Origin of the sequence: Niastella vici, from assembly GCF_002077945.1 — a bacterium.
Classification (GTDB): Bacteria; Bacteroidota; Bacteroidia; order Chitinophagales; family Chitinophagaceae; genus Niastella; species Niastella vici.
In genome coordinates this window covers 660,888-683,617 of sequence record NZ_LVYD01000001.1, presented here as the reverse complement: position 1 = coordinate 683,617, position 22,730 = coordinate 660,888, and the positions used below count along the sequence as shown (strand labels likewise).

The 22,730-nt window shown below is 44.8% G+C and carries 19 protein-coding genes; 14 read left to right on the top strand and 5 right to left on the bottom strand.

What is annotated here, in order from left to right:
* Window positions 1-114 precede the first annotated feature (114 nt).
* Entirely contained in the window at window positions 115-981 is an 867-nt protein-coding gene (locus A3860_RS03150) for an OmpA/MotB family protein (RefSeq protein ID WP_081145061.1), read from the bottom strand.
* Window positions 982-2,006: 1,025 nt separating this feature from the next.
* On the opposite strand from A3860_RS03150, the gene recA reads away from it, so the two are divergent.
* Window positions 2,007-3,011, top strand: coding sequence for a recombinase RecA (gene recA, locus A3860_RS03145; RefSeq protein ID WP_081145060.1), 1,005 nt, complete (start codon window positions 2,007-2,009; stop codon window positions 3,009-3,011).
* A 542-nt stretch (window positions 3,012-3,553) separates the two neighbouring features.
* Here the strand turns inward: recA and A3860_RS03140 are convergent.
* Window positions 3,554-4,180, bottom strand: coding sequence for a T9SS type A sorting domain-containing protein (locus tag A3860_RS03140; protein WP_081145059.1), 627 nt, complete (start codon window positions 4,178-4,180; stop codon window positions 3,554-3,556).
* 162 nt (window positions 4,181-4,342) lie between these two features.
* Here A3860_RS03140 and A3860_RS03135 point away from each other — a divergent pair, with 162 nt between their 5' ends.
* The 4 genes from A3860_RS03135 to polA all read left to right on the top strand — a co-directional run bounded on the left by A3860_RS03135 (window position 4,343) and on the right by polA (window position 10,513).
* Window positions 4,343-4,795, top strand: coding sequence for a methylglyoxal synthase (locus tag A3860_RS03135; protein WP_081145058.1), 453 nt, complete (start codon window positions 4,343-4,345; stop codon window positions 4,793-4,795).
* A 314-nt stretch (window positions 4,796-5,109) separates the two neighbouring features.
* Window positions 5,110-7,149, top strand: a complete 2,040-nt coding sequence (uvrB, locus tag A3860_RS03130; protein ID WP_081145057.1) for an excinuclease ABC subunit UvrB — start codon at window positions 5,110-5,112, stop codon at window positions 7,147-7,149.
* 118 nt (window positions 7,150-7,267) lie between these two features.
* A complete protein-coding gene (locus tag A3860_RS40915) occupies window positions 7,268-7,432 on the top strand; it encodes a hypothetical protein (RefSeq protein ID WP_158085124.1) in 165 nt (54 codons plus the stop codon).
* A 210-nt stretch (window positions 7,433-7,642) separates the two neighbouring features.
* Window positions 7,643-10,513 carry a DNA polymerase I gene (polA, locus tag A3860_RS03125; RefSeq protein ID WP_081145056.1) on the top strand — a complete coding sequence of 957 codons (2,871 nt, stop codon included), beginning with the start codon at window positions 7,643-7,645 and terminating at the stop codon, window positions 10,511-10,513.
* 66 nt (window positions 10,514-10,579) lie between these two features.
* Here polA and tmk read toward each other — a convergent pair whose 3' ends face one another.
* On the bottom strand, window positions 10,580-11,236 hold the full coding sequence (gene tmk / locus A3860_RS03120) for a dTMP kinase (RefSeq protein WP_081145055.1): 657 nt from the start codon (window positions 11,234-11,236) through the stop codon (window positions 10,580-10,582).
* A 233-nt stretch (window positions 11,237-11,469) separates the two neighbouring features.
* Here tmk and A3860_RS03115 point away from each other — a divergent pair, with 233 nt between their 5' ends.
* From A3860_RS03115 to A3860_RS03090, 6 genes are all read left to right on the top strand, one after another.
* Entirely contained in the window at window positions 11,470-13,977 is a 2,508-nt protein-coding gene (locus A3860_RS03115; protein ID WP_081145054.1) for a hypothetical protein, read from the top strand.
* 242 nt (window positions 13,978-14,219) lie between these two features.
* Complete coding sequence (locus A3860_RS03110; RefSeq protein WP_081145053.1) at window positions 14,220-14,801, top strand: GNAT family N-acetyltransferase; 582 nt, start codon at window positions 14,220-14,222, stop codon at window positions 14,799-14,801.
* Between the two features lie 112 nt (window positions 14,802-14,913).
* Window positions 14,914-15,426 (top strand): hypothetical protein, encoded by a 513-nt coding sequence (locus A3860_RS03105; protein ID WP_081145052.1) that lies wholly within the window; start codon window positions 14,914-14,916, stop codon window positions 15,424-15,426.
* 106 nt (window positions 15,427-15,532) lie between these two features.
* A complete protein-coding gene (locus A3860_RS03100; RefSeq protein WP_081145051.1) occupies window positions 15,533-16,201 on the top strand; it encodes a DsbA family protein in 669 nt (222 codons plus the stop codon).
* Window positions 16,202-16,278: 77 nt separating this feature from the next.
* Window positions 16,279-17,367 carry an amidohydrolase family protein gene (locus A3860_RS03095; protein ID WP_081145050.1) on the top strand — a complete coding sequence of 363 codons (1,089 nt, stop codon included), beginning with the start codon at window positions 16,279-16,281 and terminating at the stop codon, window positions 17,365-17,367.
* Between the two features lie 369 nt (window positions 17,368-17,736).
* Window positions 17,737-18,309: a DUF1579 domain-containing protein gene (locus A3860_RS03090; RefSeq protein ID WP_081145049.1), complete on the top strand. Its 573-nt coding sequence runs from the start codon at window positions 17,737-17,739 to the stop codon at window positions 18,307-18,309.
* A gap of 466 nt (window positions 18,310-18,775) precedes the next feature.
* On the opposite strand, the gene A3860_RS03085 is transcribed toward A3860_RS03090, so the two are convergent.
* Window positions 18,776-19,210, bottom strand: coding sequence for a DUF1761 domain-containing protein (locus A3860_RS03085; protein ID WP_081145168.1), 435 nt, complete (start codon window positions 19,208-19,210; stop codon window positions 18,776-18,778).
* A gap of 261 nt (window positions 19,211-19,471) precedes the next feature.
* Here A3860_RS03085 and A3860_RS03075 point away from each other — a divergent pair, with 261 nt between their 5' ends.
* Entirely contained in the window at window positions 19,472-20,419 is a 948-nt protein-coding gene (locus A3860_RS03075; RefSeq protein ID WP_081145047.1) for a sensor histidine kinase, read from the top strand.
* A gap of 14 nt (window positions 20,420-20,433) precedes the next feature.
* Complete coding sequence (locus A3860_RS03070; protein WP_081145046.1) at window positions 20,434-21,198, top strand: LytR/AlgR family response regulator transcription factor; 765 nt, start codon at window positions 20,434-20,436, stop codon at window positions 21,196-21,198.
* Between the two features lie 157 nt (window positions 21,199-21,355).
* Here A3860_RS03070 and A3860_RS03065 read toward each other — a convergent pair whose 3' ends face one another.
* A complete protein-coding gene (locus A3860_RS03065) occupies window positions 21,356-21,781 on the bottom strand; it encodes a hypothetical protein (protein WP_081145045.1) in 426 nt (141 codons plus the stop codon).
* Between the two features lie 237 nt (window positions 21,782-22,018).
* Here A3860_RS03065 and A3860_RS03060 point away from each other — a divergent pair, with 237 nt between their 5' ends.
* Window positions 22,019-22,711: a DUF5606 family protein gene (locus tag A3860_RS03060; protein ID WP_081145044.1), complete on the top strand. Its 693-nt coding sequence runs from the start codon at window positions 22,019-22,021 to the stop codon at window positions 22,709-22,711.
* Window positions 22,712-22,730: the final 19 nt, after the last annotated feature.

Sequence of the window (22,730 nt, the reverse complement as noted above, 5' to 3'; positions counted from 1 at the left end):
AAAATTAAACATCATTGAACAAATTTTAGGTAAAATCACTTAGAACCATACCCGCATTAAAAAGGCCTCCCGATCTATCGGGAGGCCTTTGATAATTTGTAAGGATAATTATCCTTATTTCTTAGGCTCCAGTAATTTAAAGAATTGATCAAGCTGTGGAAGGATCACGATCCTTGTTCTGCGGTTGGCAGCACGGCCTGCAGGCGTATCGTTTGGTGCTACGGGTAAATATTCACCGCGGCCGGCAGCTGCGATATGGGCCGGGTTAAGACCATACTGGTTTTGCAGCACACGTACAACAGCGGTAGCGCGGTGCACGCTCAGGTCCCAGTTGTCGAGCAGCAAGCCTTTTGCAAATTTCACGTTATCAGTATGGCCTTCTACCATGAATTCAATATCAGGTTGCGCTTTTAATACTTTAGCCACTTTACCGAGCACTTCATTTGCTTTCGGGGTTATAACATAGCTGCCGCTGTTAAACAGCAATTTGTCGCTAATGTCAATGTATACAACGCCTTTGTCAACCTTGATGTTGATGTCCTCATCGGCCAGGTTGCCAATAGCACCTTTCAGGTTCATCACCAGCGCCATGTTCAATGAATCTTTACGCGCCATGGAAGCCTGCAGGTCCTGTATATAGGCATCTTTAGCACCGATATTATCCAGTGATTTCTTTATGCTCTCGGCTTGTGTGGAAGAAATAACCGACAGATCCTGCAGCTGCTTCAGGGCTGTCGTATTGTTCTCCTTTAAAAAATCATTTTGCTTTTTCAGATTTGCAATTTCGTTTTCCAGGGCTGTTTTATTACGGGCATATTCAGCTTTAGCATCTTCACAGCTTTTCAGGTCACCCTGCACTTTGATATAGTTACCATTCAATTCATCATACTTTGCCACCTCCCCTTTAAATTTCTTTGAGCTAACGCATGAAAAAAGTAACAGAGAAGAAAGCCCTGTAAATAACACCTGTTTGCATTTCATATTTATGTTGTTTTTATTGATTAGCCAATTGCCTCACGATCACTTCCCTTTATTGAGCCCCTTACGCAAGTATTGTGCCCAGCAGTCGCAAAGGTATTGATGAAACCATTTAACCCGCTGTCAATTTTGTATAAATCAGGAATTTAAGATCGTTTTAATAAATTTTTTTTGCTATGCGGTGTATAGCATACAAACTGACATTTTTTTTAACGCGTGCAACCGAAGCGCTTCACGTTTCGTCGCCGTAGCATTGCCTAGACAACCGCTTTTGGAACATACGTACAAACTAACGGCGAATGGTATTCGTTACGCAATGCATGGTAACCGGAGATTATTTTAACAAAGTTCTTTTTCGATCCGTTGCACCGCAAACCAAAAAACGGGTCGTGGCTTACCTGGTGATTACGCCTTACGCAATCGTGTGCCTCCTTTGAGAATGTCAAAATTACCCTCCCGGTTGTATGTTCTCCGGAGCACATCGCCGAATAATACCAATTGCTGTTACACCCATTACATGTAAAAAATCCTGCTTGTATAATTTGTAATTGGCAGATTGTCATGCCAAATGCTGATCTAAATGGTGTATGCGCAAAACAACCCGGTCTTTTAAACACAACCCGTGACTAAAAAATACCACTAAGTGGTATTGATTGGTATTGGGATTTATTGTCACTTTGTTGCCTCACATGGTTTCAGCCATTGCCTTTTCCAGAAGTAGTTTTCTCTAGAAATTTCATGTGGGTAACCCTGCTACGTCGCGCTGGCAGGGTTTTTTATTTTGTTACCGGTTACCGGGATGCCGGTTACCAGGTAGCTGAAATCTCAGGATTCCCGATAATAATTAGTAGTCCCGAATGCTAAAGCCCGGAAACCGGAAACTGGTAACCGGTAACTTATGAATCTTCCTGACAACCAGGTATCCCCAAAATAATTAGCCCTTTATTACTAAAATAATTAGTGTTGATAATATAATTTTCTCTACATTTGGCAATCGGTAAATTTGAAAGAATTAAAAACAACCCATTATGTCACAGAACGAAAAACAAAAAGCGCTTAAGCTAACTATAGATAAAATTGAAAAAGATTTCGGTAAGGGCAGTGTGATGATGATGAATGAAAAGTCAACAGAGCCCATGGAAGTAATTTCAACCGGCTCAATTGGCCTCGATTCAGCCCTCGGTATTGGCGGTTTGCCAAAAGGCCGTATCGTTGAGATCTACGGACCTGAATCTTCCGGTAAAACAACCATCGCCATACATGTTATCGCTGAAGCCCAGAAAAAAGGCGGGATGTGCGCCATTATCGATGCGGAGCACGCCTTTGACAGCCTGTACGCCAGAAAGCTGGGTGTTGATGTAGACAACCTGCTCATTTCCCAACCCGACTATGGTGAGCAAGCCCTGGAAATAGCCGACCGCCTTATATTATCAGGCGCGCTGGATGTAGTGGTGATCGACTCAGTGGCCGCCCTGGTACCCAAAGGTGAGCTGGAAGGTGAAATGGGCGATAGCAAAATGGGTTTACAGGCCCGCCTTATGTCACAGGCCCTGCGTAAACTGACCGCCACTATTAATAAAACAAATACCATCTGCATCTTTATTAACCAGTTGCGTGAAAAAATAGGCGTCATGTTCGGTAACCCCGAAACCACAACCGGTGGTAACGCCCTGAAATTCTACGCTTCGGTTCGTTTGGATATTCGCCGCACCGCACAAATAAAAGACGGTGACGAAGCCATCGGTAACCGGGTTAAAGTAAAAGTGGTAAAAAATAAAGTAGCTCCTCCTTTCCGTGCAGCAGAATTCGATATCGTATTTGGCGAAGGCATCTCAAAAGCCGGTGAAATCCTCGATATGGGCGTTGAACTGGGTATTGTGAACAAAAGCGGTAGCTGGTTCAGCTATAACTCTGATAAACTGGGACAGGGACGCGATGCGGTTAAACAATTATTGCTCGATAACCCCGAACTGTCGAACGAAATTGAAGTCAAGATCAGGGAAAAGATCAAAGAAATGCAACAAGCTTCATAGGTATAAATGATCAGCGATGTAATACCACCCTCAACTATACAGGTATTACAGCTTAAAAGCCTCGTCGCAGATCAGTAAATAGGTTCAGTTGAATTATATGGGTTAGTAAGTAAATGTCCCGACTTTCGTCGGGACATTTTTTTTGGAACAAATTTTATTAAAGCGAAATATATCGGGTAGGTTAGTACGACAGTTGTATAAAATAAAAAAGGGGTCTGAATAGAAATTCAACCCCGCTTTTAAAATCCAATATCCTATGAAAAACCGAGGTAAAAATAGTGTTGAATTCTGATATCTGCAATACCATTTTGTGGTAATAGTAAAAATACCAAGGTAAATGAGGCCTTTTATACCTGATTTTACGTATAAATACACACTTACTTTATCCCTATAATAACAAGTAAATCAATTATATACATATTAATACTTAGCCTTTTGGCGAATAACAGGATGGCAGATCAGGAAAGTTATTGACATTTTGAAACAGCAAGTTCCTTCAACATGCTATTATCGGTTGAGCATGGTTTCTTTAATTTACTCTTTTAATTCTTCAGTAATTTTTCCTGGGTAAGAAGCCCCGTTGTGTGATTGTTTATGCGCAGAAAATAAATGCCTTTCTCGAGCCCGCTCACATTCAAAGTTTGCAGCCCCTGCAAATTGTTTATACCGATCCGTTGTTTACCAACTGCATCAACAACCTGAATATCGAGTACTGCTTCAGACCGTATAATAAGGATATTATCTACGGGGTTAGGATAAAAGCGAAAAGAAATATCACCCGCAATTAACGTTTCTACCGCCTTTGAATAGGCTGGTTGTACTTCTTTACCTGAAAAACGAACCCGGTATAAACTGCGGCCCTTGGGCGGCGCTTCGTCTATCCATTCATTTTCGGGTTTTATCTCCGATTGTTTCAGCACAGCCACAACCTCAAAATTACGGCCACCGGTGCTTCGTTCTATAACAGCAAATGTGAGGGAAGTATCTTCGGGTTGTTTCCAGTTGAGGATGACCCGGGCGTTTTCAAAAATGCTCACTGAAAGATTGGTGATATACGATGAACTGTCTGCAGGAAATTGGTTTACCAGCGGTGTTACCGTTGGTACTTCCTGCGCTATACATACATGCACGAGCAGGCATATTAAATATACCAGAACGCCTTTCTTCATGAATTTAATGGGTCAAAAATCAGAACATCACTATTAACAATTACTGTGCCCGAATGTGGAAAACGTTGAAGGCGCTAATAAAATTCAAACCGGGGAGTTAAAGTTTTTCAAAAGTCAATTACCTTGTTCCCCTATATAAAATATCATCAAGAACACAAGTCTATGCTTAAAGTAAGAAAATTAAACGCCCGTAAACGCATTGCTTTGGTAGCGCACGATAACAAGAAAAAAGACCTGATAGAATGGGCAGAGTTTAATAAAACAGTACTGGCCCGGCACGAACTGTATGCGACCGGAACAACCGGCAAACTGTTGGAGAACAGCCTCGACCGCCCGGTAAGAGCCTTGCTCAGCGGGCCTTTGGGCGGCGATCAGCAAATTGGCGCCATGATCGCCGGCGGCGATATAGACATGTTGATCTTCTTCTGGGACCCCATGGAAGCACAACCGCACGACAGTGATGTAAAAGCATTATTACGGGTAGCCATTGCCTGGAACTGCATTGTCGCCAACGACCGGGCAACAGCCGACTTCATACTTACCTCGCCCCTCATGAACGAAGAATACATGGTGAACATTCCTGATTACACAACCTATCTCAATAGAAAAATTTAACATTTCACAAGCTACCGCGACTATGCGATAAGCCAACCCTTATTCAAATTGATGGTGCTTTTCCGCAGCCTTCCCCAAATACCCGGCTACCAAACAGGTGCGGGTTTACCGGCAGGAACCACTCAGCGCCCCAACCCCCAGCGGCTTCCCCATCCATGAACATTTAATAGCCCGGTTCGTTTTAATATAAACACTACCCTTTCCAAAGCCACACAACTTTGGAAAGGGACCAGGTGGTAAATTTGTGAACGGGATTGCACCTTTGTGTTAGTCTTTACACGAAATTTACCAGCTCCTATCTACACAATAATATTATGGCCTTTAAATTATTCGCTCCATATCAACCTGCCGGCGATCAGCCGGAAGCTATTCGCCAGCTCACAGCAGGACTGCGGGACGGTGAAAAATACCAAACCCTGCTGGGGGTAACCGGTTCTGGTAAAACCTTTACCGTTGCCAATGTTATTCAGCAGGTACAAAAACCTACTTTGGTGCTCACCCATAACAAAACCCTGGTAGCCCAGTTGTATGGGGAATTCAAACAGTTCTTCCCCGAAAATGCCGTAGGGTATTTTGTAAGCTATTACGACTATTACCAGCCCGAGGCCTATATGCCGGTGAGTGATACTTATATTGAAAAAGACCTGAGTATCAACGAAGAACTGGATAAACTGCGGCTGCAGGCCACCACCGAATTGCTCAGTGGCCGCCGCGATATCATTGTAGTAGCCTCGGTAAGCTGTATCTATGGTATCGGTAACCCTGCCGAATTCGAGAACGGGATCATCCGCATTCACCAGGGCCAGGTGATCAGCCGCCAGGGCTTTTTGCATGCATTGGTTAACTCCCTGTATTCGCGCAGCACGATCGATTTTAACCGGGGTAATTTCAGGGTACAGGGCGATACGGTTGATATCAACCTCCCTTATGTTGACTTTGGTTACCGCATCACTTTTTTTGGCGATGAAATTGAGACCATTGAAACCCTCGATATAAAGACCGGCAAACGGATCGGCATGGTAGAAAATGCCGCCATCTTCCCGGCCAACCTGTACCTGGCGCCCAAGGATATGATACAGCAGATCCTCGCCGAAATACAGGATGAAAGCGCCGCCCAGGTTGCTTATTTTAAAAGCGTAGGAAAATTTATTGAAGCCCAGCGCCTCAACGAGCGTGTGAATTATGATGTGGAAATGATCCGCGAACTGGGTTATTGTAATGGGGTAGAAAACTATTCGCGCTTCTTTGACCGCCGCTTCCCCGGCACCCGGCCGTTCTGCCTGCTGGATTATTTTCCGAAAGACTTTTTATGTGTAATAGATGAAAGCCACCAGACCGTGCCCCAGGTTAGCGGCATGTATGGGGGCGACCGCAGCCGTAAACTGGTGCTGGTTGACTATGGCTTCCGCCTGCCTTCTGCACTGGATAACCGGCCTTTGAACTTTCACGAGTTCGAGACCATGCTCGATCAAACCATATTTGTATCGGCCACGCCCGGCGATTATGAGCTGGAAAAAACAGGCGGCGTCGTAGTGGAACAGGTGGTGCGCCCAACCGGTTTGCTCGATCCGCCGATCGAGATCCGCCCCAGCGTGAACCAGATCGACGACCTGCTCGATGAAATTGACAAACGGGTGAAGAAAGGCGACCGGGTACTGGTGACCACGCTCACCAAGCGGATGGCCGAAGAAATGGACAAGTACCTACATCGCATCAATATCAAATCAAAATACATTCACAGCGAGGTAGATACCCTGGAGCGGGTTGAAATATTGCGGCAGTTGCGCCTGGGTGAAATTGACGTACTGGTTGGGGTGAACCTGTTGCGCGAAGGACTCGATTTGCCCGAAGTATCGCTGGTAGCCATCCTCGATGCCGATAAAGAAGGATTCCTGCGTAATGAAAAATCGCTGACCCAGACAGCCGGCCGCGCCGCCCGTAACGTTGACGGACTGGTGATCTTTTATGCCGACACCATGACCGTAAGTATGCAGCGCACAATTGATGAAACCAGCCGCCGCCGCGAAAAACAGATCGCCTTCAATACCCTTCACGGCATTACTCCCAAAACCGTGAAGAAATCGCGCGACCAGGTTTTTGCCCAAACTTCCGTGCTGGATATTAAAGGGTACGATCCGGCCAACCCATACGCGTTGGCGCCGAATGAAGAGCTGGTGACCACCGCGGCCGAAGAACAGGTTGTTTATCAAACCATACCCCAAATGGAAAAGGCGATCGCCAAAACCAAAAAGGAAATGGAAAAAGCCGCACGCGACCTCGACTTTATGGAAGCTGCCCGCTTACGCGATGAAATGTTTGTCTTGCAAAAACAATTGCAGGAAATGAAGGGGTAGGAAAGTGCCCGTCATATTGTTAATCACTAAATCTTTTTTGCCTAAGATATAATATTATCCACATCGGCCCGTTTTTAAAGTGTTCTGAATCAACCCCTAACCCCAATATCTTTTTATCATGAGAGCCCGTCGTATGCGCCGTCGTTTATTCAACCTGTTCGCATTTGCCTTACTGGCATTTGCTATTTACCTGGTAAAGTTTTCAAAAACTGAAGACATGAACCCGAATCACACTGCACTTAAAAACAGTCCTAAATCAAGTACTGTTGCCACCACTCATTAATAATGTAGTGAGCAGTTCATTTTACATTGTAACAACCATGAATACGCTGCCCATCTGCCGGCTGGTGGATGGCCTTCTCCATATTAGGTTAATTAGCCATCGGGTTTTGCACCGGTATAACTATCGGGCCGATGGGCTAATTAACCGTCTTTTTTAAGCTTCATAGTTCCTAACTTCGGGGCATTGTGAAACTTAACCAGAGGATACCATATGGAGAATCAATCAAATGATAAGAAAGTTTTTTTGCTCGATGCACTGGCACTCATCTTTCGTGCCTATTATGCCCTTATCCGCAACCCACGAATAACCTCAAAAGGCAAGAACACCAACGCGCAATTTGGTTTTATTAATACCCTGCTCGACCTCATCAACAACCAGAAGCCTACACACATGGCGGTTTGTTTCGATACGCAGGCGCCCACCGAACGGCATACAGAATTCACCGATTACAAAGCCAACCGCCAGGAAGCGCCTGAAGACCTGCTGGCCGCTATTCCGGATATTAAAAAACTGATCCGCGGCTTTAACATCCCGGTACTCGAAGTTGATGGCTATGAAGCAGATGATGTTATAGGCACCCTGAGTAAAAAAGGCGCCGCTGCCGGTTATGAGGTCTTTATGGTTACACCCGATAAAGATTATGGCCAGCTGGTCGATGGCAATATCAAAATATACAAACCCGGTTACCAGGGCGGCGATGCAGAGATCCTTGGCGCCAAAGAGGTTTGTGAAAAATGGAATATCAAAGAAGTTCACCAGGTAATTGACATTTTAGGTTTAATGGGCGATGCCGTGGATAATATTCCAGGCATTGCCGGGGTGGGTGAAAAAACAGCAGCCAAACTACTGGCCGAATACGGCACCCTGGAAAATGTGCTCGAAAATGCCGACAAAATAAAAGGCGCCCTGGGCGAAAAGGTGCGCAATGGCAAGAACTCCGCCATCCTTTCCAAAAAACTGGCCACCATTATTACCAATGTACCCATCGAATTTCATGAAGAAGATTTCCGCCTGAAAGAATGGAATCGCGATCTGCTGAAAGAAGTTTTCATAGAACTGGAATTCAAGACCGTTGCCAAACGCATTTTGGGCGAAGAGTTAAGCATTGTTCCGGGGGCAGTACCACAGGGAGTTCAAACCGATCTGTTTGGTAATGCAGTGGAAGGAAAATCAAAAGCGGAGCCAAAAACCCCCAAAGCGGAAGTAGCAGAAGAAACAGGCGATACTGATCGTGCTGAAGATGGAGACATTGTGCATGCCGGCAAAAATATTCAAAATACCGCCCACCAATACCGCACCATACAGGAAGAGGCCGCAATTAAAAACCTGGTAAAAGAATTACTCGAAGAAAAAGAGATCTGCTTCGATACCGAAACCACCGGTATAGATGCCAACGATGTGGAGCTGGTAGGTATGAGCTTTTCTTTTAAACCCGGCGAAGCGTATTACATTCCCTGCCCCGCCGACCAGGAAGCAACACGCGCCATTCTGAAACAATTTGAACCCGTATTCAATAGAAAAGATGTACTGTGGATTGGCCAGAACCTGAAATACGACATGCTGGTGTTGAAATGGTATGGCTATGAGTTATTTGGCGAAACCTTTGATACCATGCTGGCGCATTATGTTATTGAGCCCGATGGAAAACGCAGTATGGATATGCTCAGCGCCCGCTTTTTGGGGTATGAACCGGTTCATATTGAAGAACTGATCGGTAAAAAAGGAAAGAACCAGTTGAACATGCGCGATGTAGCCATTGATAAGATCAGCGATTACGCCGCAGAAGACGCCGATATTACCCTGCAATTGAAACAGGTGCTTTCTCCGCTGATTAAAAGCAAAGAGGTTGAAAAAGTATTTCATGAGGTAGAAAATCCGCTGGCAAAAGTGTTGATGGAAATGGAATATGAAGGCGTAAAGGTAGATCAGGATTTTCTGCACGAATACTCAAAGGAGTTGGAACGCGAAGCAGCCAAAGCAGAAGACAGCGTATATGAACAGGCGGGAGTAAAATTCAACCTGGCTTCGCCCAAGCAATTAGGGGAAGTGCTTTTTGAGAAACTGAAGCTCGATCCCAAAGCCAGGAAAACAAAGACAGGGCAATACGCTACAGGAGAAGATGTGTTGATGAAACTTGCCCACGAGAACAAGATCGTTGAAGACATTCTGGCATTCCGCGAACTCACCAAACTCAAATCAACATACGTTGATTCGCTGCCCGAACTGATCAATCGTAAAACCGGCCGCGTGCATACCTCCTATGCACAGGCTGTTGCCGTAACGGGCCGGCTCTCCAGCAATAACCCCAATCTGCAAAACATACCTATCCGTACAGAAAGGGGCCGCGAAATTCGAAAAGCATTCGTTCCGCGTGATAGCAACCGGGTACTGATCTCGGCCGACTATTCGCAAATTGAATTACGCATTGTGGCCGGCATCAGTGGCGACCCGGCCATGTGCGATGCCTTCAAAAAGGGAATCGACATTCATACCGCTACTGCCGCAAAAGTGTATGGGGTTGAAGAATCTGCTGTAACCAAGGAACAACGCTATAAAGCCAAAAGCGTAAACTTCGGTATTATCTACGGCCAGGGGGCATTTGGGTTGGCCGACAACCTCGGTATCAGCCGCACCGAAGCCAAAGAGATCATCGACAACTATAAAAAACAATTTGCCGGTATCGATACCTATATGGAGAGTACAAAAGCCTTTGCACGCGAAAATGGCTATGTACAAACGCTTATGGGTCGCAAACGCTGGTTGCGTGATATCAATTCATCAAACTTTACCGTGCGTGGTTTTGCCGAACGAAACGCCATCAACTCACCCATTCAGGGAACGGCCGCAGATATGATCAAACTGGCCATGATAAAGGTCTATCATGAATTCCGCAAACATAAGTTCGAATCAAGAATGATCCTGCAGGTGCATGACGAGTTGGTGTTCGATGCGGTGAAAGAAGAAGTGGAAACTATTAAACCCATCATTCTCGATTGTATGCGATCGGCATTGCCATTACCCAATGAAGTGCCGGTTGAAGCAGAAATAGGATCAGGTATTAACTGGCTCGAAGCGCATTAAAAACATAAGATAAAGCCCTGGCAACAATAAGCTGCCAGGGCTTTATCTTATACGATCGTTCTGCTATTACTGATTTTCCGCATTCAATTGTTCTATCCCCAGCATCGACGCTACCTTGTTCCAGATATCATGGGCGATAAGATCAGGCGTACGGTCGCCATTGACCATAAATATTTTTTCAAGGGATTTCAATTTCTCAAACGCTTCCACATACTTTGCCCGCACCAGTTTCTGGTTGTCAATTGTTTCATAGATCTCCATGTTGTCTCTGCTGGAGTGCAGACGCTGCATGCTTATCTCGGGCGAAACATCGATAAAAATATTTACATCGGGTCGCAGTATTTGCGCACTCATGGAGTTGGCCTGTATTACCCAATCCATATCCATATGCGCACCCTGATAGGCATAGGAAGAAAAACAATACCGGTCACAGATCACCGTATAACCTGCTTCTATTTTTTTCACAATCCCATACTCCTCATTCAATAAATGATCTAAACGGTCGGCCACAAACAAACCGGCAACCACCCGGTTATCGGCTTTCACCTTACCACTGAAAATGTTTCTGATCATTTTACCGATCTGGTTATCGGTAGGTTCAAAAGTGCTGTATACTTTGTGGCCCAGAGCCGTTAATTTTTCCGTTAACAATTTCGTCTGGGTACTTTTACCGCTGCCATCGATTCCTTCCAGGGCAATAAATAAGTTTTTCCGATTTTTCATAACTCGCTCAAAAATACACGTAAATGGCTAAATGTCAGTGATTGCAACAACCACCTTGTTAAAAAGGCATAAATTTATCCACCAAACCCGCTCCGTTAACATTTGATTTGTCTAATATTTTGTCAATGTTCCGTTATTTACAAACCTCACACTAAAACTGCCGTCTAATTTGTAGTAAATTAAAGTAAGAAAATCGTCGTAATGGACAATTGTAAAAAAATAAACTTTCCCATATGAAGATCTTTACATTGGTGGCCGTTTTGTTAGGTAGCATGATCACGCATTTGGTCATGGCGCAGGAGAATTGGCCCAAAACTGCCACCACTTCCGAAGGGACCATCATTAAGCTGTACCAATGGCAGCCCGAATCATATGCCGATAACACATTGAAAGCCCATGCAGCCATTTCTATAGTGGAAAACGGCAAGTCAGAACCAGTGTTTGGCGTAGCCTGGTTAAAGGCCACTACCGAAACCCATGGCAAAGAAGTACAGGTAAAATCAATTTACATCACCAACATTAAACTCCCGGGTGTTACCGATGACGACAAACTCGAAAGCATCGCCAACACTATGGAAGACAAAGTGCCTTCCTGGGATATTTCATTTGGGGAAAGTGATTTGCAAACTTCGCTTGACCTGAACAAACAACAGACCAACCTGGCCACTCAAATCAACAACACCCCACCAAAAGTTATTTACACCAACGTGCCTTCCATCCTGGTTTCAATTGATGGCGCACCCAAACTGCAAACCAATAAAGACTGGGGTGTTGAAGCAGTGGTGAATACACCTTTTGTTATGGTCAAAAACCGCGACAGCAGGTATTACCTGTACGGTGGCAAGCACTGGTATATGGCGCCCGCCGCAACCGGTCCTTATAAAATGATCTCCGACATTCCTTCCAATCTCCAGAAAATTGAAGAGGCAATGAAAGAGGCGGATAAGAAAAACCCGGAAGAAGGAAAGGAAACAGATCCCAATACCATTTACAATATTGTAGTTACCACTGAACCCGCAGAATTGGTACAGTCAAAAGGCGAAGCCAATTTTGCAGCTGTTCAAAATACCGGTTTACTGTATGTGTCCAACTCAGAGAATGATATTTTCATGGACATCAATTCACAGGAATATTATGTGTTGCTGTCAGGACGCTGGTACAAATCAAAAACCCTGAGCGGCAACTGGCAGTATGTGGCGGCAGATCAGTTACCGGCCGATTTTGCAAAAATTCCCAAAGGCTCGCCGAAAGACAATGTACTGGCCAGCGTAGCCGGCACCGATCAGGCCAATGACGCCATTGCCGAAGCACAGGTTCCGCAAACCGCCAAAGTAGAGCGCAATAAAGTACATGAAGACGTAAATTATGATGGAGACCCTGAGTTTGAAGCAATTGATGGAACCGACATGTACTACGCTACCAATACACCGGTATCGGTACTTCGCTGGCGCGGCCGCTACTATAGTGTTGATAACGGTATCTGGTACGAATCGTACAACGCAGTTGGTCCCTGGAACGTTTGTATTAACCGCCCATATGCGGTAGCGCTCATTCCGCCCCGCTATCCCGTGTATTACATGAAATATGTTTACATCTATGATGTTACACCCGATTATGTTTACATGGGCTACACACCAGGTTATTTGAATGCTTATGTATACGGTCCTACAGTAGTATATGGAACCGGTTATTACTATCGCCCCTGGTACGGTCACTACTATTATCCCCGCCCATACACCTGGGGATTTGGTATCCGTTACAACCCCTGGTTTGGCTGGGGATTCGGCCTCGGATTTGGTTACGATTGGTTTAATGTAAGCATAGGATATGGCGGTTACAATCCCTGGGGTTACTGGGGTTATGGCGGCTGGTGGGGACCACGCGTTTACCGCCCCTGCTACTATGGACCATCCTATTACTACCGCAGCGGATATTACGGCTACAACAGCTACAGATCATATCGTCAGTACAACAATGTAACGGTTATAAATAACTATTATGCCCGTACCAACATATACAACGGCAGAAACGGCGTAGTGACCCGGAATTATCGCCCCAATGGTCCCGACGGAGGTGGCCGTTATGGCGGTGGTTATAATGGGGGCCGCATGGATGTGGCAGGTAACGGACGCTTCAGCAGCAACGGTAACAATAACGGCCGCAATCAACGTTTTGGTAATGGCGGTTCCAACAATCCGGGTTACGGAATGTACAACCGCGACAGACAGAACCCAGGCAATAACGGCAATGACAGAGGTTGGAGAACCCCGGGTAATTCAAACCCCGTGGTAAGTCCGCAAAACCAGGGCGGCAGATTTAGCAGCCCATCCAACAACGGCAACAACAGTGGCCGTGATTGGAATAGCAATTTCCCCAGCCGCGGAAACGGCCGGGAACTGCAACCACAGAACAGTCAGTCCGACCGAAATATTCAACGCCCCAATGGTGGCTGGCAGAACCAGGTTCCGCCACAGCGTAGTTTTGATAATCCAGGTGGTAACAGAGGAGGCTATGGCGGAGGCAGAAGCTTTGAACAACCGAGCCGGCCTGTTCAACAACCACAAGGTAATTACTCACCACGTGGCGGCGGCGGCGGTAATGGCCCCGGTTTCTCCCGGCCTTCAGGTGGTGGAAATTTTTCAAGACCTTCGGGCGGAAACAGTGGCAACAGCGGTGGCGGTTCATCTGGTGGCGGTGGCCGTTCTTCCGGTGGTGGTTATGGTCGCTTCGGAAGACATTAAAACAGGGTAATAAAAATTATATATAATCCCTCTGGTTAAACCGGAGGGATTTTTTTTGCTTTGTCCGCTGAATCCGCCAGCCGGCTAAGAAGGCGCGGGCATTGCCCGTTGTAACTGTAGCGAAGGCGGGTATCTGGGTATTATTGAGACCTACCATCAAAAAAATTTAGATAATTTGTTTTCCGGTGTTATTCTTTTCATGCTGATAGAAAAGGCCCGGGAAAAGATGAAATAATAATTATATGCAATTTGATCGGTTCATTAGCGGCCATCATATAGATCTTGAACGATTTACAAATGATCATATTTCCGAATTGGAATCAATTGTATTTGATGAAAGGATCTGGAAGAACCTGCCCTATAACCCTGTTGATAAAACGTCCTTTGAAGAATTTATCAAAGACATCCAACATAAAAATGGGAATGAGGAACGGGTAACATATGTTATCAGGAACAAAACAAATAACAAGGTTTGTGGCAGTACCGGATTCAACTTTATTGATGCAGTGAATCAACAGGTGGAGGTAGGCCCCAGCTGGCTGTCACCAATTGTTTGGGGTACAAAGGTTAATATAGAAAGTAAATATTTACTATTGATGCAGTGTTTCGAAAGACAGCAGATCATGCGCGTAGAATTCAGAACGAGAGAAACCAATATACGATCGCAAAAAGCCATTGAAAAGATCGGCGGCATCAGAGAAGGAATACTGCGGTGCCATCGAAAGAACGACGACGGAACATTCCGCAACACGATTGTTTACAGTATTATTCAACCAGATTGGCCTTCTACAAAAACCATGTTGGAAGCATTGATTAGTAAATGATTGATAAAGGTTTTTTTAAGCAAACATTTCACTTTTACAGAAATATTTTTGATCTTTCGGCGTTCTTTTTACAGAAACTCGTTTCTGTGAATTATACCCTTAATCTTATACTATGAAACGAATTTTAGCTATTTGTGTCATTTGCTTTTTATTTATTTTCACTCTGTACGCCCAATACGACACTTCTCAGTTTACGGGTTTGTGGGTACTGCAGTCTGTTAAGTTTAAGCACCCCGTTGATCTCAATAAAGATGGATATCGTTCTTCAGATGCTTTTTGGGAATATGATGAATGCAGAAAAGATCAGCAAATGGAATTACTTCCCGACTTCAACGCCAAAACCTATAATGGTTGCAGCCACAACGGATGCACCAACGAGATCAGGTTATACAAGTGGAATTTGAAAGAAGAATTGGTAAAAGAAGTGAAATATGATATGGGCAAAAGAGTGGTTGATGAAAGAAGACCAACCGTATTAAAGCTGAATGACGCAACCGGTAATGATGCACAGGTGTTTGTTGTGATCGGCGTTGATGAAAACATTCTCACGCTCAAAGGCCTGGTAAAAACCGGTAAAAACACCACCGAAGAAGCCATTCTCATTTACAGGAAAAGAAAAAAATAACAACAAAAAAAGTACTAATATCTCTACCGGCAACGGCTATCTGTGTAAGCATAGATAGCCGTTTTTTATTAAATTTTGCAAGGATAGCTGTAATTTCATTATTAATATGGAGCCCGTCATCTTTTATTGTTACGATGCATATTGCAACTGGTGTTATGCATTTAGTCCGGTTATGTTACGAATAGCTGAAGACTATAAGAACAAGGTTCAGTTTGAAGTGCTTTCAGGCGGTATGATCATTCCTGAAAACCCCAAACCAATCAGTGTAATGGCCGATTACTTTATAAACAATTGCCAAACGGTGACAACACATACCGGCGCCCGCTTTGGAGAAGATTTTCTATGGCATATTAAAAACCCCGGTCTAAGTGACTGGTTCCCCAATTCGTTAAAACCGGCCATAGCCATGTGTGTATTTAAAGAATACCATCCCGATAAACAGATAGCATTTGCAGCCGATCTGCAATATGCCTTACAATACGAAGGACGCGATCTGTGCGATGACGAGGCTTATCGGCATTTGCTGGAGAAATATGCCATTCCGGTGAATGAGTTTTATCACCTGTTGAAAGACCCTGCGTATAAAGAAAAAGCTTTCCACGAATTCTCCATCTGCACCCAGCTAAAAGTAACCGGGTTCCCGGCAGTATTATTGCAGGTCAATGAGTCGAAGTTTATTATGCTGGCATCAGGGTATACAACTTACCATGACCTGCAGCAACGAATTGAAAGCGCGTTACAGGATACAGATCACCCGATCAGGGATGGTGTTTAGGTCCTGAGCATCCTCCCTTTTACACCACCGGTTTCCAATTGCAACCAAATGCACCTAATTTGTCAAAAATTTGTTGCATGAGGACACTAAGCATCATCGCCGGTTCCCTTCTACTGCTTCATACCGCCTGTGCGCAATCATCGCACATGGATTTTGAAAAATATACGCCAACATCAACGCTTGTTGTACCGGAACATAAATTAACCCGCGCCAAATATCCATTCATCGATGTACATAATCACCAACGAGGCATGTCGCCCTCAGATCTCAAAGACCTGGTAAAAGACATGGACAAACTCAATATGGCAGTGATGGTGAACCTCAGTGGCGATAATGGTAAAAGCCTGCAAAACAAGATCGACAATATTCGCTCAACCAGCCCCAAACGGTTTATTGTTTTTGCCAATATTGATTTCAGTGGTATAGGCGAAGCCGGCTGGACGGAAAAAGCGGTGAAACAATTGGAAGAAGATGTAAAATATGGCGCCAATGGCCTGAAGATATTCAAGAACCTGGGACTATCTGTAAAAGACAATACCGGCAAACGGGTAACGGTTGATGATCCCCGCCTCGACGCCATTTGGGATAAAGCCGGTGAGTTAAAAATACCGGTGATCATCCATACCGCCGATCCCAAACCTTTCTGGGACCCGGAAGATGAACACAATGAACGCTGGCTCGAGATCGAATCACACCCTGGCCGCAAAAGAAGCGATACTGACCCCGCGCCGTGGGAAGTATTGATCGAAGAACAACACCGCATGTTCAAAAAACATCCCCACACTACATTTATTGCCGCGCATTTTGGCTGGTATCCCAATAACCTCCCCAAACTCGGACAGCTGTTAGATGAAATGCCGAACGTAGTGGTTGAATTTGGCGCTGTGATTGCCGAACTGGGCCGCCAGCCCCGTATGGCCCGCCAGTTCTTTGAAAAATACCAGGACCGTATTTTGTTTGGAAAAGACAGTTGGGTGCCCGAAGAGTATACCACCTATTTCAGGGTGCTGGAAACAGATGATGAATATTTTCCTTACCACAAAAAGTACCATGCATTCTGGGCCATGTATGGCATGGGATTACCCGATGCTATTTTGAAGAAAGTATATTATAAAAATGCATTGCGCATTATTCCCAATATCGATAAATCGCAGTTTCCTGATTGAGGCGCGAAGTAAGAAGTAGGAGATATGCTTCCCATCCTCCTGAACGGTCCATTCTTCGTATATGGCCCCACGTTGCATATCCATTTTTCACAAACCGCTTAAACCGTGTAGTGGTTTAAACTCCTTACCGGTATAAGTTACCTGTTGGCCGAAAGATGCATGTATACATACCAGCAACAATGCCGTAATAGCAAGATATTCTCTCATAACGTTATGTTTTTGGATAACTGCTTGAAGGTACAGATCCCGTACTGATCCCCTGCCTTTTCATCCCTTCGCATTCCTGTTTCATCGGGTATTAATTGATATTGATCAGTTTGCATATTGGTACCTTTTTTGATTTTGTAATTTTAACTAAAACTAACAGACATGAAAAAGCTAGTCATTGCGGTATCTGCCGCTCTGTTCTTCATCTACGGCTTTCAGGCCAGTGCACAAACACAGGATCAAATGAAAGCCTGGACGGATTATATGACGCCTGGCGATGTACATAAGATGATTGCCAAATGGGATGGAAAATGGAAAGAGGATGTAACCTTTTGGATGCAACCAGGCGCCCCACCCACCAAAAGCACTTCTACCTGCGTAAATAAAATGGTGATGGGCGGCCGTTACCAGCAAAGCACACATACCGGCAACATGATGGGCCAGCCCTTCGAAGGCCAGGGTACTTTAGCCTGGGACAATGCAAAAAAAATGCTTATCAGTACCTGGATCGATAATATGGGAACCGGCATAATGTATATGGAAGGCACCTGGGACAATGCCACAAAAAGCGCTACCATGAAAGGTAAAACAACCGACCCTGCCACCGGCAAGGAAATGGATGTAAGACAGGTTTTTACCGCGGTTAATGACAATACCCAAAAATTGGAAATGTATATGAACCAGGGTGGTGAGGAGTTCAAGACTATGGAAATTACGTTTACCAGAATGAAATAAATAGTCCGGCAAGGCATAACCGGCAAGGCGTAAAAGGCGTCCCGATGCATCGGGGCGCTTTTTTTATTTACAGCCAGTTGACCAAATTTTTTGGGCGGTACAACGGATTTTTAGGATCCCGCCCGAAACAAACAGGGGTTTTTCAAGGACTTAAAAAGGACCTCATAAGGATAATATCCTGGTAAGGTCCCGGTGAGGTCCCTGTTATGTCCGGGTTAGGTCCCTGTAAAACCCAAAAGATCTTCTACTTAGGTTCACGTAAGACCGCACTTCTGAAAAACAAAGGTCCCGGGCTTTTTAAAACCCGGGACCTGTATTATAAACGCCCTTCAGGAATATTTTTCGATCACTTCGGAAGGACACTATGTAGAATAAGGTAGTAAGCGAGCTTAATAATGCTCAGTAATTTTTCAAGGCTATACATTAGAACAAAAGTTATACTATGCAGGTGTTATCAAATTTTTATCTATCGCCAGGCTCCAATAATGGCGCCCATTAATGTAAGCGCCACCATACTGTAAAATCCGTTTATACAGATCAGCCGCCAGGGCTTTAGTTCAAACAAACTGTGTATGGCGATGGCGCAAAAGGTCCAGATGCCGGCCAAAAAACCGGCTGTGGCGCCCCAGGCAATATCAGGTTTGGCCGCACATTCCGAAGGACAACCAGCCGGCGTTGCCAGGAACATGGCCAGGTTAACAGCCATCAACAGCGAGAAAATAAGCGTAAAGCCAAATATCTTTCCTTTATTCCCGCCCTTTCTTATTTCCTCTTCGGTAAAATTGTTGTCTTTCATCCAGGCCCTTCCAAACAAACCTGGTGAATACCATATTCCGCCTACAACAAAAGAAGAAATGCCGGCAACAAGCACCGCCCACCAGTTTATTAAGGGCATCATCATAAACAAATAATTTTTCATAAAACCGCCGGCGTACCTGTTTATCATGGCATATGGCGAACCCCGACACGTTTTATGGTTATTTCAAATCTATTTGCTAATTTTTACACCTTCAACTAAAAGGGAATCAGGCTGGAAAAGCAGGCGATCAATATCAAAAATAAGCCGATCAAAAAAATACCCGGCGCCGAGCCGCTGAACGATATCGGGTTCAGGGTAATACTTATTCCCGCCTGCGGGGTGGTTATACCGTTGGTTACCGGTATGGTCGATCAACATGCCCTGAGTACCTGGACAATCAAGCTCAGTTTTTTATTTACCATTGGCATTGCCTTTATAATATGGGAGGGGAACCGTTATTTGCTTTTTACCCTGCGCAGTTATTTTGACTGGTTCAATAAACCGGTTCGTAAAATTGTTGTGCTGGTGCTGGCCATCTCATTCTATACTATTCCAATCAGCGCTTTGTTACTGGTTATCTGGTACAAGCTATTCAATAGCGGCGTGGTGCAGTGGGAAACCATCAGGACCACCACCCTGATCATTATGATATGTGTGTTGTTCATTACACATATCTATGAAACTGTTTTTCTGGTGCGGGAAGCCGAAAATGAAAAACTGAAAAAAGAACAGTTGGAAAGGGCGCGGGCCGAAGCAGAGCTGCAGGCGCTCAAAAATCAGATTGACCCGCATTTTATTTTTAATTCGCTGAACGCTTTATCGCATCTTATTGAAAAAGATCCGCCCAAAGCAAGGCGGTTCAACGATAACCTGGCTGATGTTTACCGTTATATTCTTCAAAACAAGGCCCGGGAGCTGGTATTGCTGCATGAAGAAATGGGATTTTTAACCGATTATTTTTCCCTGTTAAAGATCAGGTTTGAACAGGCGGTACAATTGCAGGTACATTTTGACGCAGCTTTGTACGATCAGTATCTTATTCCACCCATTTCATTGCAGATACTGGTTGAAAATGCCATCAAGCACAATGAGTTTTCAGATGCCGTTCCCCTGGTAATTACCATCGAAATGCAAAACGATGAATTGATCATTCATAACCAGGTACGGAAAAAAGTTTTACGAAAAACCTCTTCGCGCATTGGTTTACATAACCTGGGCGAACGTTATAAATTAACAACCAGTAAGGAGATCAGCGTAAAGGAATCAGCCAGTGATTTCACGGTTTCATTACCGGTGCTGAAAATTGCCTAACAAATATTATTCGGATGAAATGTGTAATCATAGAAGACGAAAAACCGGCAGCAGAAAAATTATTGTCATTGCTGGCCGTTTGCAATCAACCGGTTTTTGTTGAAGGGGTGCTGGGCAGTATTAAAGAAGCCATCAGCTGGTTGCAGGAGCATCCCGCACCCGATCTTATTTTTATGGATATTGAGCTCAGCGATGGATTATCCTTTAAAATATTTGAAGAAATAAACGTGGAATGCCCGGTTATTTTTATTACGGCGTATGACGAATACTGGCAGGAAGCGTTTGAGCATAACAGCATTGATTATCTGTTGAAGCCGGTAAAACCCGAAAAACTGGATGCCGCCCTTAACAAATACCAAAAGCTGAAACAACATTTCACCGCCGGTTACAAAGCCCTGGCCGACTGGCCCCAGGCAGCTTCCCAACTATCCCAATCGGGTTATAAAAAGCGGTTCCTCGTAAAACGCGGCACCGACTACATCAGTATTAAAACGGAAGAGGTGGCCTATTTTTATGCCACCCACAAGCTGGTGTGTATGGTTGACAGCAGCGGTCAGAAGTTTATCATGGACCAGTCGCTGGCCGATATTGAGACCCAGGTTGACCCTGCCGCTTTTTACCGGGTTAACCGCAAATACCTGGTAAATATGAGTGCTATAAAGCGGATAAAGACCTATCCCAAAAGCAAGCTCCTGCTCGAGGTGGTGCCCCTGGTCACCGAGGACATTATAATAAGCCAGGAAAACGCCGCCGCCTTCAAGCAATGGATGGGGCAATAGGGGTGAATGGTCAATGGTGAATAACTCGCGAATCGGTAGGATTCCGGACAAACGGAAACCTCAAAAATTCGGATCCATTGACCATTCACCATTGACCAAAAAAAACCCCGATAATATAATTACCGGGGTACATCCTATAACGTGTGCATCAAAGCCATTAATTGTTACCGCCACCGCCGCGGTTGCCACCAGGGCCTCCACCGCCGCGTTGCGGGCGGGTAGTAGGCTCTATTTCATCGTGCCACTTTTTGAATTGATCTTCAGTAAAGATCTTTTTCAGCTTTTCGTCGCGTTCTGCGGCCAGTTTTTGCATTTTTTCACGCATGGCGTCGCGGTCAGGGGCGCCACCACCGGCCCGCATCTCTTCAAACATTTTTTCCTGCGCTTTATAATAATCTAAAAAAGCGCTGTCGCTTTTGGTAGTTTGGTCCTTATCCAGCTTCAGGTCGGTCAGCTTTTCCTTAACCATCTTCAATCTTTCTTCCGGAGTCCGGCGCTGAAATCCGCCGCCCCCGCCGCCCTGGGCCTGTACGGCTAATACACCGGTTATGGCAATCGCTAGTAAAAAAATCACTTTTTTCATGATGCTATGAGATTTAGTTTAAGTAAGTGTATGGATATTGGATGCTGCTTTAGCTAAAAACCTGCGGCTGAATGAAAATTTAGGGCCCTAAAAGTCGTAAAAAGCCCCAAAAGCGGTTGGCACTACCCCAACACCGGCCCCCGGCCCTGTATTGGGATACTTATCTTTCAGACTATTTTGGAACACCGTTTGCCAAAATCAGATTATCTTGCAACTCCTTAAAAATTTTGAATTGATATGGAATACGCTAAAATTGTTGCCGTAACAGGTTTACCAGGATTGTTCGAATTGGTGAGCAGTAAATCTGATGGCGCTATTGTACGGTCACTGGAAGACAAGAGCACAAAATTTGTTTCGAGCAGGGTACATAATTTTTCTCATCTCGAAAGCATTGAAGTATATACCGTTCGGGATAATGTTAACCTGGTTGATATTTTCACAGCCATGGACAGCAGCGGCGAAAAACTGCCCGATGAAAAGGATAACGCAGCCGTTAAAAAATATTTCGAAAAAGTATATGCCGACCTCGACTTCGACCGGGTATACTCCAGCGATATGAAGAAAATGGTAAAATGGTTCGGCGTGCTGAAATCAAATAATGTTGAGATCAAATTAAGAGAAGCTGCCCCTGAGGAAGAACTCGTAGAGGAAGCTGCTCCCGTAGTAGAAGAAAAAGCCACGGCCAAAGAAGAAAAGCCAAAAGCCGCCAAAGAGCCTAAAGAGGCCAAAGAAGCTAAAGAAGTAGAAGCGCCCAAGAAAAAAGCGGCCCCCAAGGCTAAAAAAGAAGACAGCGAAGCTGGCGACGAAGAAAAGAAGGAAGCGGCCCCCAAGAAAAAAGCGGCTCCCAAAGCCAAAAAAGAAGACGCTGACGGTGCTGAAGAAGCGCCTGCTAAAAAGAAAGCGGCTCCTAAAAAAGACGCCAAAAAGTAATTTAGAAAACTTTAATAAA

Bases quoted from the DNA above. Each gene is read 5' to 3' on its own strand.
- polA (WP_081145056.1), top strand. From the start codon at position 7,643: ATGGAGAATCAATCAAATGATAAGAAAGTTTTTTTGCTCGATGCACTG.
- A3860_RS03105 (WP_081145052.1), top strand. From the start codon at position 14,914: ATGAAACGAATTTTAGCTATTTGTGTCATTTGCTTTTTATTTATTTTC.
- A3860_RS03085 (WP_081145168.1), bottom strand. From the start codon at position 19,210: ATGATGATGCCCTTAATAAACTGGTGGGCGGTGCTTGTTGCCGGCATT.
- A3860_RS03140 (WP_081145059.1), bottom strand. From the start codon at position 4,180: ATGAAGAAAGGCGTTCTGGTATATTTAATATGCCTGCTCGTGCATGTA.
- A3860_RS03060 (WP_081145044.1), top strand. From the start codon at position 22,019: ATGGAATACGCTAAAATTGTTGCCGTAACAGGTTTACCAGGATTGTTC.
- uvrB (WP_081145057.1), top strand. From the start codon at position 5,110: ATGGCCTTTAAATTATTCGCTCCATATCAACCTGCCGGCGATCAGCCG.
- A3860_RS03150 (WP_081145061.1), bottom strand. From the start codon at position 981: ATGAAATGCAAACAGGTGTTATTTACAGGGCTTTCTTCTCTGTTACTT.
- A3860_RS03115 (WP_081145054.1), top strand. From the start codon at position 11,470: ATGAAGATCTTTACATTGGTGGCCGTTTTGTTAGGTAGCATGATCACG.
- A3860_RS03095 (WP_081145050.1), top strand. From the start codon at position 16,279: ATGAGGACACTAAGCATCATCGCCGGTTCCCTTCTACTGCTTCATACC.
- A3860_RS03070 (WP_081145046.1), top strand. From the start codon at position 20,434: ATGAAATGTGTAATCATAGAAGACGAAAAACCGGCAGCAGAAAAATTA.
- A3860_RS03110 (WP_081145053.1), top strand. From the start codon at position 14,220: ATGCAATTTGATCGGTTCATTAGCGGCCATCATATAGATCTTGAACGA.
- A3860_RS03065 (WP_081145045.1), bottom strand. From the start codon at position 21,781: ATGAAAAAAGTGATTTTTTTACTAGCGATTGCCATAACCGGTGTATTA.
- tmk (WP_081145055.1), bottom strand. From the start codon at position 11,236: ATGAAAAATCGGAAAAACTTATTTATTGCCCTGGAAGGAATCGATGGC.
- A3860_RS03075 (WP_081145047.1), top strand. From the start codon at position 19,472: ATGGTCGATCAACATGCCCTGAGTACCTGGACAATCAAGCTCAGTTTT.
- A3860_RS40915 (WP_158085124.1), top strand. From the start codon at position 7,268: ATGAGAGCCCGTCGTATGCGCCGTCGTTTATTCAACCTGTTCGCATTT.
- A3860_RS03135 (WP_081145058.1), top strand. From the start codon at position 4,343: ATGCTTAAAGTAAGAAAATTAAACGCCCGTAAACGCATTGCTTTGGTA.
- recA (WP_081145060.1), top strand. From the start codon at position 2,007: ATGTCACAGAACGAAAAACAAAAAGCGCTTAAGCTAACTATAGATAAA.
- A3860_RS03100 (WP_081145051.1), top strand. From the start codon at position 15,533: ATGGAGCCCGTCATCTTTTATTGTTACGATGCATATTGCAACTGGTGT.
- A3860_RS03090 (WP_081145049.1), top strand. From the start codon at position 17,737: ATGAAAAAGCTAGTCATTGCGGTATCTGCCGCTCTGTTCTTCATCTAC.